Genomic DNA, 17,120 nt, shown 5'->3' on the forward strand with positions numbered 1-17,120 from the left:
GGGCGTTGCTAAGGTTGGCCCATGATCCTGCTGACTGGATTCGAACCCTTTGGCGGCGATGCCACCAATCCGTCGTGGACCGCTGTACTGCAGGCCGCCCGGATACTCCGCGCCGAGGGCCTGACGGTGGAGTCGGTCGAGCTGCCCTGTGTCTTTGGCGAATCGGTTGATGTGTTACTGCAGGCCATTGAGGCCCACCAACCGGAACTGGTCCTCAGTGTTGGCCTGGCCGGTGGCCGCAACAGGATTTCCTTGGAGCGCGTGGCCATCAATTGCGACGACGCCCGCATCCCCGACAACAAGGGCAATCGTCCCATCGACCAGGAAGTAGTGCCCCGGGGTCCTGCCGCCTACTTCACCACCCTGCCCATCAAGGCGGCCTTGCGGAGCCTGCAGATTGAAGGCATCAAAGGAGAAGTCTCCCAATCCGCCGGAACCTACGTTTGCAACCATGTTTTCTACGCGCTGATGCACGCTTTGAACGACCGGTCCGGGGCCAGGGGTGGATTTGTCCACGTGCCGTACGCCACTGAGGATCTCGTTCAGGGCAGCACGGCACCGTCCATGCCCCTCGAATCAATGGCGAGGGGCATCGCCGTCGTTATTCGTACCGCGGCCCAAACCGGCACCGATGCCAAGCTGTCCGCAGGCGCCATCCACTGACCAGGGCTTAGCCGGCCAGGAGCTCCCACTCCACCGTGACGCTTGCCGTCACCGATGACTCTCCCGCTTCAACGGGCATGGCTTCGGCCGCGTAGGCCCTGGCCATGCCGCCCACCGGGACCGGCGCGCCCGGCGTCGGCTGCTGGGAAACGGTCACCACGCTGCCCAGCCGGGCTCCCGCCAACTGGGCATACTGCTGTGCCCTGCGCTCGGCGTCGGCCCACGCCGCCTCCTGTGCGGCGGCGGTCACGCGGGAAGCGTCGGAGAATCCCTGCCCAATGCCATTGATCCGGATGTCGTCTCCACCGGCGGCCACCGCCGCGGCTAGGGCGGCAGGCGCGTCGGCTTGCGAGCGGATGGCCACCAGCAGGATCGTGGATGCGATGTACCCCGAGACCTTTTGTCCCTGGCCCTCCACCCACACCAGGTCGGCGCGCAGGCTCAAGCCGCTGGTCTGCAGGTCGACGTCCGCCACGCCGGCTTGGCGCAGGCTGGCCGCTACAGCACCCGCGGCGTGTCCGGCGTCGGAATAAGCCTGCGCTGCCGAGTCCCGGCGGGTTTCGACACCCAGCGTCAGCGTCACCAGGTCCGGCGCAGCCTTGGCGCTCGCCGTACCTGTGACTGTGATGGTTCGCTTCATACCGCCTCGCTTCGCTTGCCGGCCGGCACGCCCGGCCTTTGTTGGTCAATGTAACCGCCGGCTTCCAATCCGGCATGGCGCTCGAAGATGTTGGCCAAGCCGGGGCTCCCGGTCCGCAGCATGGACCACGCTGCGGCCACTCCGTACAGGGGAAGGAACGGGAGCCCCAGGCACCAGGCGTACTGTGTGCTGTGCCGTTCCTCGTGGGCCAGCAACCTCTCATTGGCGCCCGCAACACCGTGGGGCGACCGGTACACAATGACGTTCCCCAGCGTGAACGCCCCGGCATGCGGGATCTTCCAGTGGTAGCCGGCCGCGATGAGCAGGCCGCGCGGTCCTTTCGACAACCGGGACCGTGAGGCCGCCGCAACCAGCAAGCCCAACGGCGTACTGAGGTTGACGGCGTTGGCGATCTGTCGCAGGCGCTGCCCGGGAGTCATGAAGCCATGCTAGCCCGGCGTACCCCGCGCCGCGCCGGCCGCGGGTTACGCTGATCCAGCACCCACCCAGTCCACGTCACCATTTGGGGGAAGAAGAAATGAAAGTGAAGCGCGCTGCAGGCGTCCTTGCCGTACTGGTCGCCGTCATGCTGGCCCTGACCGGCTGCGTCAAGCTCAACATGTCCGTCAAGGTCAACAGCGAGAAGAGCGTCGACTATGAAGTGGTCTACGCAATCCAGAAGTCCGTTCTGGGAGAGAAGTCCTTTGACGAGTTCATGAAGTCCAACGGCACGGGCAGCCAGGAGATGGATATCCCCGAGGGATCCACAGTGGTGGACTACGAGGACGAAAAGTACAAGGGCAAGAAGATCACCGCCACCAACCTTGATCCGGCGAAGCTTGCGGAGTCCTCCAGTTCAGAGAACCCCTTCGAGCTCAAGAAGGAAGGCGACTTCTACGTCCTCTCCATGGGCGGCGTCACGGGGACCGACTCCAGCGACCCGTCCTCGGCCGGCATGGCCAGGTCGATGTTCGACGAAGCCTCGGTCCGCTTCACTTTCCCCGGCAAGGTAGTCGAGGCCAAGGGAGCCACTGTCGATGGGAACACCGCAACGTTCGACATGCTGTCCATCAGTGAATCCACCGTCCAGGTCAAAGCCGAGGCCAACGCCGGGTTCCCGCTGTGGATCATCTGGTTGGTCGTGGGTGTCGCCGTGGTGGCTGCTGCCGTTGTGCTGCTGTTCGTACTCCTGAGGCGTCGTGCGCCGAAGCCCGTTCCGGCCTCCGCTCCGGCCGCACAGTACGGGCAGGCGCAGTATGGACCTGGACAGAACGGACCCGCGGGATACGCGCCACAGCAGGATTGGGCGGGCCAGGGCTACACTCCCGGCCAGGCTCCGCAGCCAAGGAACGACGGCGGACCCACACCGCCGCCGCCCGCCGCACCTCCGGCCCCCTGAAGACCCGGTAGGGAAGGTTCTACTAGACTGGAAGGCAGTGTTCGCCACGGCGGACACTGCCTCTTGTTTTGCAGGCCAGCCATGCCGGCCGTTCCCGACTCGTAGCTAAGAACAGTAGATGACTGACACTTTGCCAGGCGCTGCCATCCCGAATCCGCTGGATGAGGCCGCCATCACCGCCGCCGTTGAGGACGCCGTCGCCGCCATTGCGGCCGCATCCTCCCTCGAAGAACTCAAGGCCGTCCGCCTCGCCCACACCGGCGAGAAGTCGCCGCTCAGCCTCGCCAACCGTGAAATCGGTGGCCTGGCCAAGGAGCACAAAGCGGCAGCCGGCAAGCTGATGGGTTCATCGCGTGGCCGGGTCAACCAGGCGCTCGCAGCGCGCACGCAGGTTCTCGAAGCGGAGAACGACGCCCGGATCCTCGTGGAGGAAACGGTGGACGTCACGGCGGCCCCGCGTCGCCGCCGCGCCGGTGCCCGCCACCCGCTGTCCACGTTGCAGGACCGCGTTTCGGACATCTTCGTGGGCATGGGCTGGGAAATCGCCGAAGGCCCGGAGGTCGAGTCCGAGTGGTTCAACTTCGACGCCTTGAACTTCAAGCCGGACCACCCTGCGCGTGAAATGCAGGACACGTTCTTCGTGGAACCGCCCGAGGCGCACCTGTTGATGCGAACCCACACATCACCCGTGCAGGTTCGTTCCATGCTTGAGCGCGAAGTGCCCATCTATGTCCTGTGCCCGGGCAAGGTATTCCGCACGGACGAACTGGATGCCACGCACACGCCGGTGTTCCACCAGTTCGAGGGCCTGGCCATCGACAAGAACCTGAGCATGGCGGACCTCCGCGGCACGCTGGAGCACTTCGCGCGCCAGATGTTCGGCGACGAAGCGTCCATCCGCCTGCGCCCCAACTACTTCCCGTTCACCGAGCCGTCCGCCGAGCTGGACATCTGGCACCCCGGTGCCAAGGGCGGTCCGCGTTGGATCGAATGGGGTGGCTGCGGCATGGTCAACCCCAACGTCCTCAGGGCGGCCGGCATTGATCCGGATGTCTATTCAGGTTTTGCCTTCGGCATGGGCATTGAGCGCACGCTCATGTTCCGCAACGAGGTCGGCGACATGCGCGACATGATCGAGGGCGATGTACGTTTCAGCGAGCACTTCGGGATGGAGATCTAACAGTGCGTATCCCACTTTCCTGGCTGCGTGAGTTCGCGCAGGTACCGGCCGACGCAACGGCCGAAGACGTCATGGCCGATTTGGTCAAGGTCGGTTTCGAAGAAGAAGAAGTCCACCGTCCCACGGATGCCCTGAAGGGGCCCGTCGTGGTTGGCCAGGTGTTGAGCCTCGTCAAGGAGCCGCAGACCAACGGCAAGACCATCAACTGGTGCCAGGTCCGCGTCGTTCCGGAAGGACAGGAACAGACCCTCACGGGCAAGGGCATCGATCCCTCCGGCGTGCAGGGCATTATCTGTGGTGCCCACAACTTCGTGGAAGGCGACAAGGTAGTGGTGACGCTTCCTGGTGCCGTGCTCCCCGGAGACTTCCACATCTCGGCGCGCAAGACGTACGGCCACTTGTCTGCCGGCATGATTGCCTCCGTGCGGGAACTGGGCATCGGCGAGGACCACGATGGCATCCTGGTGCTGTCCAGCATTGGCCTCGACCCCGAAATTGGCACGGATGCCATGGAACTCCTGGGTCTCTATGACCAGGCTGCGGAGATCAACGTGACCCCGGACCGCGGGTACGCGTTCTCCATCCGTGGTGTCGCCCGCGAATACGCCCACGCCACAGGGACTGTCTTCACCGACCCCGCCTCCAAGGTGAGCGCGCCGGCCAGCCTGCAGGGCGGTTACGGCGTCAAGCTCAACGACGACGCACCCATTTATGGCAAGCCCGGGTGCGACCGCTTCGTGGCCCGCACGGTCCGGGGCGTCGATCCCTCGCGTCCCACCCCGCCGTGGATGTCCTCCCGGTTGCGCCTTGCGGGCATCCGGAGCATCTCGCTGCCGGTGGACATCTCCAACTACGTCATGCTGGAACTCGGACAGCCGAACCACTGCTACGACCTTGACAAGCTCTCGGGCGACGTCGTGGTGCGCCGTGCCGTGGCGGGGGAAAAGATCACCACCCTCGATGACAAAGAGCGCACGCTCGACGTCGAGGACCTCCTGATCACCGACGACTCCGGCGCCATCGGCATCGCAGGCGTCATGGGCGGTGCCCACACCGAGGTTTCGGACTCCACCACCAACATCCTGGTGGAAGCCGCGCACTTCGATGAGGTCTCGATCGCCCGTTCACGTCGTCGCCACAAGCTTCCCTCGGAGGCGTCCAAGCGCTTCGAGCGTGGCGTCGACTGGCACATCGCCAACATCGCCGCGCAGCGCGTCGTGGACCTGTTGGTGGAGCTGGCCGGTGGCACGGCTGACGAAGCCGGAACCGACGTCGGGACCGCGCCGGACGCCGTCACCATCGAACTGCCCGGTGACTTCGCGTCCAAGCGCATTGGCATCGACTTCACCGAGGAACAGATCACCACATCGCTCGCAGACCTCGGTGCCTCCGTGGAGAAGACCGCTTCCGGCTACACCGTGACGGCACCGAGCTGGCGGAACGACCTCGAAACCAAAGAAGACCTCTCCGAGGAAATCGCCCGACTTGTGGGTTACGACAACATTCCGGCCACCCTTCCGGTGGCGCCTCCGGGCCGTGGTTTGAGCCGCACGCAGCAGCAGAAGCGTCGCGTGGTGCAGGCGCTGGCGGACGCCGGCCTCACGGAAGTCCTGTCCTACCCGTTCGTCTCCAAGGCGGCCAACGACACCTTCGGCGTGGCCGCGGAAGGTGCGCAGCGCCCGGCGTTGAAGCTCGCCAACCCGATCAGCGAGGAACACGGCTACCTCCGTACGTCCATCCTGCCCGGGCTGATCGAGGTTGTCCGCCGCAACCAGTCGCGCGGTTTCCGCGACCTCGCCCTGTACGAGGCCGGCTCGGTCTTCCTGCCGGGCGACCGGTTGGGGACTGAGTCCATCCCTCCGCTGGGCATCAAGCCTTCGGATGAGGTTCTTGAGGGCCTGTTCGACGGCGTTCCGCACCAGCCGCTGCACCTCGCCGCAGTGCTCACGGGCCACGATTCACCGGCCGCTGCGACGCACACGCCGCGGGCGTGGGATTGGGCTGACGGACTGGATGTTGCACGTCTCATCGGAGACGTCGTAGGCGTCGAGCTGGTGGTAAGCCAGGGCAGCCACCAGGCGTTCCACCCCGGCCGGGCGGCCCAGCTGGCCCTCCGGAACGGTGACGTGGTGGGCTACGCGGGCGAACTCCACCCCAAGCTCCTCGCTGCGCATGACTTGCCGGCGCGGTCCGTGGCCATGGAGATCGACGTGGACGCGCTGTTCGAAGCAGCGGCCGACGTGATCGTGGCCAAGCACATTTCCGGGTTCCCCGTGGCAACCCAGGACGTAGCCTTGGTGGTTCCGCAGGATGTGCCTGCTGACCAGGTTCTGGCCGCACTCCGCGAAGGTGCCGGAGAGCTCCTCGAAGACGTCGCGCTGTTCGATGTGTACGTGGGTCCGGGCATCGAGGAAGGCAAGAAGTCGTTGGCTTTCGGCCTTCGTTTCCGGGCCGCTGACCGCACCCTGACCGCGGACGAGGCCTCCGAAGCCCGCGCTGCCGCCGTTGCCGTTGCCGCAGAGCGGTTCGGAGCAGTCCAGCGCTAGTCCAGACCGAACAACGCGGGGTCACTTGCAGCCCATTCCGAAGGGATTATTGGGCCGAAAGTGACCCCGCGTTGCTCTAAGAGGGGGAGACTTGGAGCCGGTTTTGAGGCTGCTCCAACTCGGGGAGGTGGCACTTCTTGAATCACCGCTCGCGCTGGCTTTGGGAAGAGCCGGGGAACACCGTGCGGCGCGCTTCGCGTCCGCGCGGGACCGGGATGAATTCGTCGCGGGGCGTATTGCCTTGCGTCGGTTCGCTGCGGAGCTATTGGCGGTGGATCCGTCCAGGCTCACGTCGGATTACAGCTGTCCCCAGTGCGGTCCCGGCCAGGACCACGGGCGGCCCGGGTTCATGCTCGACGGCGGTCCGGCGCCTTTGGTGCTCAGCGCCTCCCGGGCGTCGGGCTGGGTGCTGCTGGCCGGCGTCGTGCATCCAGCGGAAGGCATGCGGCTGGGAGTGGACCTTGAAGCGGTAAGCCGGGTTGGCTTCGAGGGCTTTGACGACGTTGCCCTGACCGCGGGGGAACGCAGGCTGATCGACGCGGCGCCGGAAGTGGAGCGCGACGCCCAGAGGGCACGGCTTTGGGCACGGAAGGAAGCCTGGCTCAAGATGACCGGCGACGGGCTTCGCCTGGACCCGGCTGCCGTGGATGTGCTGAACCGTCCGGGCATACAAGATGTAGGCGCCGTGGGTGGACGGCCGCTCCCGGATGGGCTCGTGGCCGCGCTGGCACTCGGCTAGCGAGCGGACGGCAGTGGGGGAAGCGCGGCGTCGTAGAGCCACGGACGCAGGACGGAACCGGCGTCCAGGCCTGGTACGAAGGCGTTGGCGGCTTCGATGAACGACTCCGTGGACACCGAACCGTGGCGGTTGGCCGCGGTCCAGTGCTGGAGGAAGCCGAAGAAGGCTTCGTCTCCCACCATGACGCGGAGGGCGTGCACGGCCAGGGCACCACGCTTGTAAACCCGGTCGTCGAACATCAGCTCCGGGCCGGGGTCGCCCACCAAAAGGTCCTGTGGACCGCCGTCGAGCTTCTTCCACGCTGCCAGCGCCCGGGCGGGAACGCCCATGGTTCCCGACTCCTCCGACCACAGCCATTCGGCGTAGCACGCGAAGCCCTCATGCAGCCAGATGTCCTTCCAGCTGCTGACCGTCAGTGAGTTCCCGAACCACTGGTGCGAGAGCTCGTGGGCGATCAGGCGTTGGGCTTCCCACGTGTCCCGCATGTGGTTGCGGCCAAAGATGGACACGGTCTGCGCCTCAAGGGGAATCTCCAGCTCGTCTTCCGTGACCACCGAGGTGTACTCGGCAAAGGGGTAGGGACCGAAACAATCCTCGAAGGTCCGCATCATGTCCGGCTGCCGGCGCAGGCCCATGCGTGCATCCTCGGCCAGGCCCGCCGGAACAGCCGCGAATTGGGGAACGCGTTGGTGGGTGTCGTTGGCGTTCAGCGGAATCAGGCCGTAACGTCCGATCTGCACGGTGGCCAAGTATGTCGCCATGGGCTGGGCATGTTCATAGACCCAGGTCTCGCGGCTCGATTTCCGGGTGCGGGACACCAACCGGCCATTGCAGACCGGACGGTAATTGTCGTCCGTGGTGACGGAAATCAGGAAGCTCGACTTGCTCCGCGGGTGGTCGTTGCAGGGAAACCAGGACGCGGCGCCGTTCGGCTGGCCCGCCACCAGGACACCATCGGTGAGTTCCTCCCAGCCGACTTCGCCCCAGAGCCCCCTCCGGGGCTGGGGGTTGCCTTCGTAGCGGATATCCAGGACGAACTGCTGGCCGGACTTAATCTGAGCCTGGGCAGCGATGACCAAGTGCTCACTGCGCTGGCTGAACTTCTGGACCTTCTTGCCGTCCAGCTGGATCTTTGATGCCCGCAGGCCTACCAAATCCAGGATGACCTGGCTCATGGATTCCAACGCGGTACACCGCAGGAAGGCCCGCCCGATCAACCTGTTGCTGCCGAGCCGAACGTCGAGGTCAAGCTCGTACCTGTCCACGCGGTAGCCCGTGCTCCCGTGGTCCAGCGTGTAGGGGTCGGCGGCGGTGTTTGTGGTCGCTGCGGTCATAAAGTGCGGTGGCCTCAATCCTGGTTTTCCTGCTGTTGCCGTGTGCCCAATCTACTTGAGTCTTGCGGACTGTGCGGCCGGACCTTCCCAGGGGCTGACGGGATTTCCCATCCAATAGGTTCCGGCCGGTACGGTCTCGCCCCGCATGACCAACGACGCCGGTCCAACGGTTCCGCCGTCGCCCACACGTGCGGCGGGGAGGATGACGCCGTGCGGACCCATGGTGGCGCCGGCGCCGAGCGTCACGGTGCCTATGCTCATGACGCGGTCGTGGAACAAGTGGGTTTGGACCACGCAGCCGCGGTTGACCGTGGAGTTCTCGCCGAGGGTCACAAGGTCAGCCTCCGGAAGCCAGTAGCTCTCGCACCAGGTTCCGCGCCCGATCTTGGCGCCCAGCCCCCGGAGCCACCACACCAAGGCCGGAGTTCCCGCCGCCGAGCGAGCGAACCAGGGTGCGCTGACCATCTCGATGAAGGTATCCACTACCTCGTTCCGCCAGATGAAGGAACTCCAGAGCGGGTGCTCGCCAACGCGGATGGTACCCACCAGCACCCACTTGGCGACGATTGCGCTCATTGCGGCTACCGCGCCCGCAGCCAACATGACGACGCCACCGAGAAGGGCGGCCGCCCAGTAACCCCAAAGTTGCGCGATCGCGTTGAAGGCCAGCATGGAGCCCGCGGCGATGGCTACGGTGAGAATGACCGGGACGAACCTGCACAGCTCCCACAGCGCACGGGCGAGCTTGAGCTTGAACGGTGGGCGGAAGGTGCGCGTCTGGTCGGCGTCCACGGCCGTCCTGCGCAAGCGGACGGGTGGGCTGCCCAGCCACGAGGTTCCGGACTTTGCTTTTGCCGGGGTCGCGGAGAGAACTGCCACCAGCGAGTTCTTGGGAACATTGCGTCCGGCAGCGGTCATCCCGGAGTTGCCGAGGAAGGAGCGCTTGCCAATTTTGGCCGGGGCGATCTTCATCCAGCCGCCGCCCAACTCATAGGAGGCCACCATGGTGTCGTCCGCCAGGAAGGCGCCGTCCCCGATGGTGGTCATCCGGGGGACCAGGAGGACCGTGGACGCTTCCACGTTCTTGCCCACTTTGGCGCCGAGCAACCGCAGCCAGATCGGTGTGAACAGGCTCGCGTAAATGGGAAAGAGAAGGTCGCGGGCCATGTCCAGGAGGCGTTCGGTGGCCCAGACCTGCCACCCGACGCGACTCCGGACGCGGTAGTAGCCTTCCTTGAGGCCCAAACCCAGGAGGCGGGCCACGACCAGGATGAGGAGGAGATTCGCAAAGAACCATGCCAACGCGGCCAGCGGGAGGGCTGCGAGGATCTGGGGAACGGCACTTTCGAGGGATTCATGGCCCCGGATGAAGGCGAGAATCACCAGTGCACCAACGAAGGCCGAGATGTAGGGGATCAGCGCAAGCAAAGCAGACGCCCCCGCAAAGGCGGAGAACCAGAGCCTGTCGCCCAGGGTCCGCTGATGCACCACGTCGGGCCATTCGTGCTTGGCCTTGCCCCGCCGCTCAGCGGGTGAGCCGGCCACGAGATGCCCGGACTTGACCTTGCCCAACACGGCCGAGCCGGCTTCGACGTGCGCGCCCGCTCCGATGGTGGCGCCCGGCATCAGGGTGCTGCGGGAGCCCACTACTGCTCCGGCCCCCACGTGGATCTGCCCGATGTGGACGGAATCGCCATCCACCCACCAGCCGGACAGGTCCACTTCGGGTTCAATGTTTGCGCCGCTGCCCAAGGACAAGAGTCCCGTCACGGGAGGCAGCGAATGCAGGTGGACGTCGCGTCCGATCTTCGCTCCGAGGGCCCTGGCATAATACGGAACGAACGGTGCGCTGGCCAGGCCGATGGCGCCGGACAGGTCCTGGATCTGCTCCGCGAGCCAAAGCCTCAGGTGGGTTTTCCCGGAGCGCGGGTAGGTGCCGGGTTGGACTCCGTGCAGGAGCAGCCGGGCAGCTGCCACGGAGATCGCCATGCGGCCCAAGGGGCTGACGAAGACCAGCCACGAAGCAGCAATCCACCACCACGAGACCACCGGTGCCGCAGCGAACCCCGCGTAATCGGCAAGGAGGCGGTTGGCCGCCATCAGGTAGGTCAGCCAGCGCATGCCCACCAGGATGTGCAGCGGGACGCCCATGAGGACCTGGAAAATCTGTGACTTCAGGGCGGTGGGACGCACGGTGCGCTCAGCAGCGGGACCGGGTGTACCGCCGTCGGGAATCGACTGCCGGGCGGCGTCGATGAGCGCCCCGACGCGCGGCGTGGCGTAGATGTCGGCCACCGTGATGGTGGGGTACCGGACGCGCAACGCGGAAACCAGCTGGGCCGCCGCGAGCGAGCCCCCGCCATAGGCGAAGAAATCTGCATCGAGGGAGCCCACGGTGCTGCCCAGCACGGATTCCCACTGCTCCACCACCCAGCGCGCGTCGTCGGGCAGGTTCAAGGGAGCATCGCCGGCCTCGGCAGCGGCAGCCGCGCCAGCCAACGGCCAGGGCAGTGCATGGCGGTCAACCTTGCCGCTGGTTTTGGTGGGCAACGTGTCGACCCTCGTGAGCAGGGGAATCAAGGCTGCGGGCAGGTTTTCGCCGAGTGCCTTCCGGGCGTCGTCCAGGTCCAGGCTGACGCCGTCGGAGGCGGCGAGGTAGCCCACCAGGATCTGGTTGCCGGCGGCCGTTGTCTGCACGGCCGCCGCTGCGCCGGCCACACCCGGCAGGGCTTGGAGGGCGGCATCGACTTCGCCAAGTTCGATCCGCCGGCCACCGAGCTTGACCTGTTCATCGGCCCTGCCCATGAAGATGAGGCCCTCGGCCTCGAAGCGGACCAGGTCTCCCGAGCGGTAAGCCCGCTCCCAGCCCAGCGTGTGCATGGGTGCGTACTTCTCCGCGTCCTTGGCGGGGTCGAGGTAGCGGGCGAGGCCGACGCCGCCGATGATCAACTCGCCGACGTCGCCTTGGGCTACCGGAACGCCTGCGGAATCCACGACGGCCAGGTCCCACCCGTCCAGGGGCAGTCCGATCCTGACCGGACCCGGACCTCCCAAGGGTGCGGCGCAGGCAACGACCGTGGCCTCCGTAGGGCCATAGGTGTTCCAGACTTCACGGCCGTCGACGGCGAGCCTTTCGGCCAGTTCGGGCGGGCAGGCTTCGCCGCCGAAGATCAGGAGGCGGACGTTTTCCAGGGCTTCGGCGGGCCAGAGGGCCGCGAGGGTTGGCACGGTGGAGACCACTGTGATGCCGTGGTTGATCAGCCATGGACCCAGGTCCATGCCCGTCCGGACCAAGGCACGGGGAGCCGGGACCAGACACGCACCATGTCTCCAGGCGAGCCACATCTCTTCGCAGGAGGCGTCGAAGGCGACGGACAATCCGGCCAGGACGCGGTCCTGGGGTCCGATCGGTTCGGGTTGCAGGAAGATGCGGGCTTCTGCGTCCACAAAGGCAGCGGAGGAGCGGTGCTTGACCGCCACGCCCTTGGGGGTGCCCGTGGAACCGGACGTAAAGATGATCCACGAGTCGTCGTCCAGGCCCGGCTTGCTTACGCCCTGGACGGGTCTGCGCGTGGAATCCGTTGCCTTGACGGACAGGCCCGCGCCGATGACTGCGCCCACCTTGGCTTCGCCAAACACCAGCTTGGCGCGTTCCTCGGGATCGTCGGCGTCGACCGGAACGTAGGCTGCGCCGGACATGAGGATGCCAAGGATGGCGATGTAGAGCTCATTGGTGCCCGACGGAATGCGGACACCCACCTTGTCCCCGCGGCCGAGCCCCGCCTCGTTCAGGGCCCGCGAGAAAGTGCGGACCGCGGCCAGCAGCTCGGTGTAGCTCAGTGACTTCTGGCCGTCGTCCAACGCTGATGCTTCGGGGAAGGACTGTGCAGTCTCCTCCAGGATGTCCACGAGGGTACGTTCGGTGGGTGCTGCTGACGCCCCCGGGAACTGGGGGCGGTAGGCGGCCACGGCAGGTGAAACCGTGGCCGCGCCAGGATGATCTATGCTCACCGGCCCAGCTTTACCCAGGAAGGTGAACAATAGGTGTCTGACGTTTCCTGCTCGTCACAATGTGTTGCACAGGGGTTCGCCTGGCAGCAACCGAACGTTTCCCTGCAGCTAGGGAAGCAGCAGCACCTTACCGGTGGTCTTGCGGCCTTCCAGATCCCGATGGGCCTGGGCGGCTTCCGCGAGCGGATAGCTGGCGCCAATCCGTACCGAGAGGGTTCCGTTCGCTGCGGCTTCGAAAATTTCGGTGGACCGCCACCGGCGCTCATGGGTGTTTTGGACAAAGTGGCCCATGGTAGGGCGGGTGACGGAGAGGGATCCGCCCGCGTTCAGGCGCTGGGGATCGAACGGTGGGACCGGGCCGGAGGCTGCTCCAAAAAGCACCAGCGAACCCCGGATGCGCAGGCTCTTCAGCGAATCGTCGAACGTGTCTTTCCCGACGCCGTCGTAAACAACATTGACGCCTTCGCCGTCGGTGAGTTCGCGGACCTTTTCCGCGAACCCGTCGTAGCGCAGCACTTCGTCTGCGCCGGCCAATGTTGAGAGGTCTGCCTTTTCGTCCGAGGAAACGGTGGTGATGACCCTCGCGCCCCTGGCCTTCAGGAGCTGCGTCAGCAGCAGTCCCACGCCGCCGGCGCCTGCGTGCAGGAGGACAGTGTGCCCCGGCTCCACGCGGAAGGAGGAATTCATGAGGTAGTGGGCGGTGATGCCCTGCAGCGGTAGCGCGGCTGCCGTGTGGTCATCCACCTTGTCCGGAACGGGCAATGCCTTCGCGGCGTCCACCAAGGCGTACTCGGCGTAGGTCCGGGAGGCCTCGGCGGTTGCCACGCGGTCGCCGATGGCAAAGTCCTCCACGCCGTCGCCCACGGCTTCCACGGTTCCGGCGGCTTCTGCACCCGGGGTGAAAGGGTATTCAACTTTGTAGATGCCGCTTCGCTGGTAGGTCTCGATGAAGTTGACCCCTGCGGCGGCAACCTTGATGAGCAACTGTCCGGGACCGGGCTGCAGTGGCTCAACGGCGGTGTACTCAAGAACCTCGGGCCCTCCGGGCTGCTGGGCAACGATCGCGTGCGTCATGGTGGCTCCTTAATCCGGGACGGTCCTTCCGGTGCCCGGTTCCAGATTCCATCCTAGGGAGCAAGCCACCCATGGTGTCGAACGGCTAGCGGCGTCCGTGCGTCGAAGCAACCGGGCAGTCGAAGCCGCGCCCGGCTGCAAGGCCGACGTCGTTGAGGTAGCTGACCACGATCCCGTAGGACTGCATCAGTGATGTTTCGGTGTAGGGAATGGAGTGTTTGGCGCAGAATTCGCGCACTATTCCCGCGGCCTTGTGCAGGTGTGGCCTCGCCATGTCAGGGAACAAGTGATGCTCTACCTGCCGGTTCAGGCCACCCAGGAGGAAGTCCATGAAGCGCCCGCCCGAAATGTTGCGGGAGGTGAGGATCTGCCTGTTGAGGAAGTCCACGCGGCTGTCCTTGGGCAGGACGGGCATCCCCTTGTGGTTTGGTGCGAAGGACGCCCCCATGTAAAACCCGTAGACCATGATCTGAACTCCGAGGAAGGCAAAGGCCATGCCGATGGGAAGGAAGGTGAACGCCAGTACCGGCAGGGCCACGAGCCGGGCCACCAGGATGGGCGTCTCAACCCAACGGTGCCGCACCTTCTGCTTTCCGAAGACGAAGCGCAGGGAATCGAACTGGAGGCTCAGGCCCAGGAGCGTCAGGAGCGGGAAGAAAAACCACCCTTGCCTCCGCGTCAGGAAGGCCAGGCGCCCCTTGCGCTCGGCTGCCGCGTCCTCATGGAAGACCAGGGCATTGTTCCGGATGTCCGGGTCCTTGGAGATGACGTTGGGATGGTTGTGGTGGGCGCCGTGTTTCTGCTCCCACCAGGAGTAACTGATGCCGGCTACACCAGTGGCCAGCAGGCGCGCGGACCAGTCGTTGGCACGCCTGGACGCGAAGATCTGCTTGTGCCCGGCCTCGTGCGCAAGGAAGCTCAGCTGTGTGCAGAGAATGCCCACGGCGGCGGCGATGAGGAGTTGGTACCACGACTCGCCCAGGAGGGCGAAGCCGAGCCAGGTACCTGCCATCAGCAGAACCAGGGCCACGAACACCCAAAGGTAAAAGCCGCTGCGGCGCTCGAGGAGTCCGGCTTTCTTGACGCTCCTAAGGAGCTCTGAATAGCTCTGTACGACGGGATTCGGCTGAATTGCGCGTGGTTTGGGGCGCTCAGCGGTGGATGTGGGTGCCATGGAATGTGCCCCGTATCGATAACGGGCAACGCTGCAGCCGACGTTCGGTCTGCACGGTCTGGATCACCCTTCAACAAGCATACGGGGCTGCACCAAATGAGGTTCACCCGAAGCGTGCATAAATATCAGCAAGTATGAATAACTTTGCTGTATGCTGGGGCCATGACTATTTCTGTTGCCGTCTCCGGTGCCAGCGGCTACGCCGGGGGAGAAGTGCTGCGCCTGCTGGCGAACCATCCCAACGTCACCATCGGCGCGATCACCGCGCACAGCAACGCCGGTTCCAGACTAGGGGAGTTGCAGCCGCATCTCCATGGTTTGGCCAGCCGGATCCTCGAAGACACCACCGTAGAGAACCTGACGGGTCACGACGTCGTCTTCCTCGCCTTGCCGCACGGCGCGTCAGCGGAGATCGCTGCCCAACTGCCGGAGGGCACGGTAGTCATCGACGCCGGCGCGGACCACCGCTTGCAGGACGCCGCGGCATGGGAAAAGTTCTACGGCTCGGCCCATGCCGGCACGTGGCCTTACGGCCTGCCCGAACTGCCGGGCCAGCGCGAGGCGCTCAAGGGCGCCAAGCGCATCGCCGTACCCGGCTGCTACCCGACGTCGGCCCTGCTCGCCTTGACGCCCGGGTTCGCCAACAACCTGCTCCTCACGGACGACGTCGTCATTGTGTCAGCCTCAGGTACCTCGGGTGCCGGCAAGGCCGCCAAGGTCAACCTGATCGGTTCCGAGGTCATGGGGTCCATGAGCCCCTACGGCGTGGGTGGCGGTCATCGCCACACGCCGGAGATCGAACAGGGTCTGTCCAACGCTGCGGGGGAGTCGGTGACGGTTTCCTTCACGCCCACGTTGGCTCCCATGAGCCGGGGGATCCTCACCACGGCGACTGCCAAGGTTGGCCACGGTGTCACCGCGGTGGAGCTGCGGCAGGCCTGGGCAGATGCGTACGACGACGAGCCGTTCGTGCACCTGCTGCCCGAGGGCCAGTGGCCCACCACCAAGTCTGTCCAGGGCTCCAACCACGCAGTGATGCAGTTGGCCTTCGATGCCCATACCGGCCGCGTGATCGTCACGTGCGCCATCGACAACCTCACCAAGGGAACTGCCGGCGGCGCCGTGCAGTCCATGAACATTGCCCTCGGCCTGGATGAAACCGCCGGCCTGAACCTGCAGGGAGTTGCACCGTGACCATTACCGCCCCCAAGGGATTCCGCGCTGCAGGCATCAAGGCCGGCATCAAGGCCTCGGGAAACCCGGACCTTGCCCTCGTCGTCAACGACGGCCCGCTCACGTCAGCTGCCGCGGTGTTCACGTCCAACCGCGTCGCGGCGGCGCCCGTGCACTGGTCCCGCCAGGTAGTCAGCGATGGTCGGGTCGACGCCGTCGTCCTGAACTCCGGTGGTGCCAACGCCTGCACCGGTCCGCAGGGCTTCCAGAACACCCATGCCACGGCAGAGAAAGTGGCAGAAGTGCTGGGAGTCTCGGCTTCCGACGTCGTGGTGTGCTCCACCGGCCTGATCGGTGAGCAGCTGCCCATGGACAAGATCCTCCCCGGCGTCGAAGCAGCCTTTAAAGAGCTTTCCGAGGACGGCGGCGCGGCCGCGGCAACTGCCATCATGACCACGGACAGCGTGTCCAAGGAAGCCGTCTTCACGGGCAAGGACGCCGAAGGCAAAACCTTCACCGTTGGCGGCATCGCGAAGGGCGCCGGCATGCTGGCCCCCGGGCTGGCCACCATGTTGGTGGTCCTCACCACCGACGCCGAAGTGCCCGCGAATGAGCTCGACGTCGTCCTCCGGGATGCCACGCGTGTCACCTTCGACCGCGCCGACTCCGATGGTTGCATGTCCACCAACGACACCGTGGTGCTGCTCGCCTCGGGTGCCTCGGAAGCGCTCCCGTCGGCGGAGCAGCTGAGCGAGGCGGTCACGACGGTGTGCGCCGAACTGGCCCGCAAGCTGATCGGCGACGCCGAGGGCGCCAGCCACGACATCGCCATCCGCACCTTCAACGCCGCCAGTGAACGCGACGCCGAAATCGTGGGCCGTTCCGTAGCCCGCTCGAACCTGTTCAAGGCCGCGATCTTTGGCAAGGACCCCAACTGGGGCCGTGTGCTCTCCGCAGTCGGAACCACCGATGCTGTCTTCGAGGCCGACCAGCTCAACGTTTCCATGAACGGTGTCCAGATCTGCCGCAACGGAAGCATCGGCGACGACCGCAACCTGGTGGACCTGGAACCCCGCGAAGTGTTGGTCGAAATCGACCTGCAGGCCGGCGAGGCCGAGGCGACCATCTGGACCAACGACCTCACGCACGACTACGTGCATGAGAACAGCGCGTACTCGAGCTAAGGG

General features: G+C 65.6%; 13 protein-coding genes. 7 read left to right on the top strand and 6 right to left on the bottom strand.

Annotated elements, in window-relative coordinates; all coding sequences use genetic code 11:
- Nucleotides 1-21: 21 nt before the first annotated feature.
- Nucleotides 22-663, top strand: a complete 642-nt coding sequence (gene pcp, locus ACIPY3_RS06495; RefSeq protein WP_400331553.1) for a pyroglutamyl-peptidase I — start codon at nucleotides 22-24, stop codon at nucleotides 661-663.
- A gap of 7 nt (nucleotides 664-670) precedes the next feature.
- Here pcp and ACIPY3_RS06500 read toward each other — a convergent pair whose 3' ends face one another.
- Together ACIPY3_RS06500 and ACIPY3_RS06505 are read right to left on the bottom strand one after the other, a co-directional pair.
- On the bottom strand, nucleotides 671-1,303 hold the full coding sequence (locus ACIPY3_RS06500) for an SIMPL domain-containing protein (RefSeq protein ID WP_400331556.1): 633 nt from the start codon (nucleotides 1,301-1,303) through the stop codon (nucleotides 671-673).
- Nucleotides 1,300-1,743: a hypothetical protein gene (locus ACIPY3_RS06505; RefSeq protein WP_400331559.1), complete on the bottom strand. Its 444-nt coding sequence runs from the start codon at nucleotides 1,741-1,743 to the stop codon at nucleotides 1,300-1,302. Before ACIPY3_RS06505 ends, ACIPY3_RS06500 begins: the two co-directional genes overlap by 4 nt.
- 98 nt (nucleotides 1,744-1,841) lie before the next feature.
- On the opposite strand from ACIPY3_RS06505, the gene ACIPY3_RS06510 reads away from it, so the two are divergent.
- From ACIPY3_RS06510 to ACIPY3_RS06525, 4 genes are all read left to right on the top strand, one after another.
- Nucleotides 1,842-2,702 (top strand): LppM family (lipo)protein, encoded by an 861-nt coding sequence (locus ACIPY3_RS06510; RefSeq protein ID WP_400331562.1) that lies wholly within the window; start codon nucleotides 1,842-1,844, stop codon nucleotides 2,700-2,702.
- Nucleotides 2,703-2,820: 118 nt separating this feature from the next.
- Entirely contained in the window at nucleotides 2,821-3,882 is a 1,062-nt protein-coding gene (pheS, locus tag ACIPY3_RS06515) for a phenylalanine--tRNA ligase subunit alpha (protein WP_397324055.1), read from the top strand.
- A 2-nt stretch (nucleotides 3,883-3,884) separates the two neighbouring features.
- Nucleotides 3,885-6,428 (top strand): phenylalanine--tRNA ligase subunit beta, encoded by a 2,544-nt coding sequence (gene pheT / locus ACIPY3_RS06520; protein WP_400331566.1) that lies wholly within the window; start codon nucleotides 3,885-3,887, stop codon nucleotides 6,426-6,428.
- A gap of 103 nt (nucleotides 6,429-6,531) precedes the next feature.
- Nucleotides 6,532-7,167: a 4'-phosphopantetheinyl transferase family protein gene (locus ACIPY3_RS06525; RefSeq protein WP_400331569.1), complete on the top strand. Its 636-nt coding sequence runs from the start codon at nucleotides 6,532-6,534 to the stop codon at nucleotides 7,165-7,167.
- Here the strand turns inward: ACIPY3_RS06525 and ACIPY3_RS06530 are convergent.
- The 4 genes from ACIPY3_RS06530 to ACIPY3_RS06545 form a co-directional block, all read right to left on the bottom strand.
- Nucleotides 7,164-8,501, bottom strand: coding sequence for a M1 family metallopeptidase (locus ACIPY3_RS06530; RefSeq protein WP_400331572.1), 1,338 nt, complete (start codon nucleotides 8,499-8,501; stop codon nucleotides 7,164-7,166). The two genes, ACIPY3_RS06525 and ACIPY3_RS06530, sit on opposite strands and share 4 nt — an antisense overlap.
- Before the next feature lie 51 nt (nucleotides 8,502-8,552).
- Nucleotides 8,553-12,512 carry a Pls/PosA family non-ribosomal peptide synthetase gene (locus tag ACIPY3_RS06535; protein ID WP_400331575.1) on the bottom strand — a complete coding sequence of 1,320 codons (3,960 nt, stop codon included), beginning with the start codon at nucleotides 12,510-12,512 and terminating at the stop codon, nucleotides 8,553-8,555.
- A 108-nt stretch (nucleotides 12,513-12,620) separates the two neighbouring features.
- Nucleotides 12,621-13,586, bottom strand: a complete 966-nt coding sequence (locus ACIPY3_RS06540; protein ID WP_400331578.1) for a quinone oxidoreductase family protein — start codon at nucleotides 13,584-13,586, stop codon at nucleotides 12,621-12,623.
- 85 nt (nucleotides 13,587-13,671) lie between these two features.
- Entirely contained in the window at nucleotides 13,672-14,760 is a 1,089-nt protein-coding gene (locus ACIPY3_RS06545; RefSeq protein WP_400331581.1) for a fatty acid desaturase family protein, read from the bottom strand.
- Nucleotides 14,761-14,922: 162 nt separating this feature from the next.
- Here ACIPY3_RS06545 and argC point away from each other — a divergent pair, with 162 nt between their 5' ends.
- Both argC and argJ read left to right on the top strand, forming a co-directional pair.
- Entirely contained in the window at nucleotides 14,923-15,954 is a 1,032-nt protein-coding gene (gene argC / locus ACIPY3_RS06550; RefSeq protein ID WP_400331583.1) for an N-acetyl-gamma-glutamyl-phosphate reductase, read from the top strand.
- A complete protein-coding gene (gene argJ / locus ACIPY3_RS06555) occupies nucleotides 15,951-17,117 on the top strand; it encodes a bifunctional glutamate N-acetyltransferase/amino-acid acetyltransferase ArgJ (protein ID WP_400331586.1) in 1,167 nt (388 codons plus the stop codon). The genes argC and argJ overlap by 4 nt, the downstream gene beginning before the upstream one ends.
- Nucleotides 17,118-17,120: the final 3 nt, after the last annotated feature.

This window comes from Paenarthrobacter sp. NPDC089714 (genome assembly GCF_044748905.1).
In the GTDB taxonomy this organism is placed as follows: domain Bacteria; phylum Actinomycetota; class Actinomycetes; order Actinomycetales; family Micrococcaceae; genus Arthrobacter.

Excerpts from the sequence above, each read along its gene's own strand:
- ACIPY3_RS06510 (WP_400331562.1), top strand. The coding sequence starts at position 1,842 with ATGAAAGTGAAGCGCGCTGCAGGCGTCCTTGCCGTACTGGTCGCCGTC.
- ACIPY3_RS06545 (WP_400331581.1), bottom strand. The coding sequence starts at position 14,760 with ATGGCACCCACATCCACCGCTGAGCGCCCCAAACCACGCGCAATTCAG.
- pheS (WP_397324055.1), top strand. The coding sequence starts at position 2,821 with ATGACTGACACTTTGCCAGGCGCTGCCATCCCGAATCCGCTGGATGAG.
- ACIPY3_RS06530 (WP_400331572.1), bottom strand. The coding sequence starts at position 8,501 with ATGACCGCAGCGACCACAAACACCGCCGCCGACCCCTACACGCTGGAC.
- pcp (WP_400331553.1), top strand. The coding sequence starts at position 22 with ATGATCCTGCTGACTGGATTCGAACCCTTTGGCGGCGATGCCACCAAT.
- ACIPY3_RS06500 (WP_400331556.1), bottom strand. The coding sequence starts at position 1,303 with ATGAAGCGAACCATCACAGTCACAGGTACGGCGAGCGCCAAGGCTGCG.
- argC (WP_400331583.1), top strand. The coding sequence starts at position 14,923 with ATGACTATTTCTGTTGCCGTCTCCGGTGCCAGCGGCTACGCCGGGGGA.
- ACIPY3_RS06505 (WP_400331559.1), bottom strand. The coding sequence starts at position 1,743 with ATGACTCCCGGGCAGCGCCTGCGACAGATCGCCAACGCCGTCAACCTC.
- ACIPY3_RS06540 (WP_400331578.1), bottom strand. The coding sequence starts at position 13,586 with ATGACGCACGCGATCGTTGCCCAGCAGCCCGGAGGGCCCGAGGTTCTT.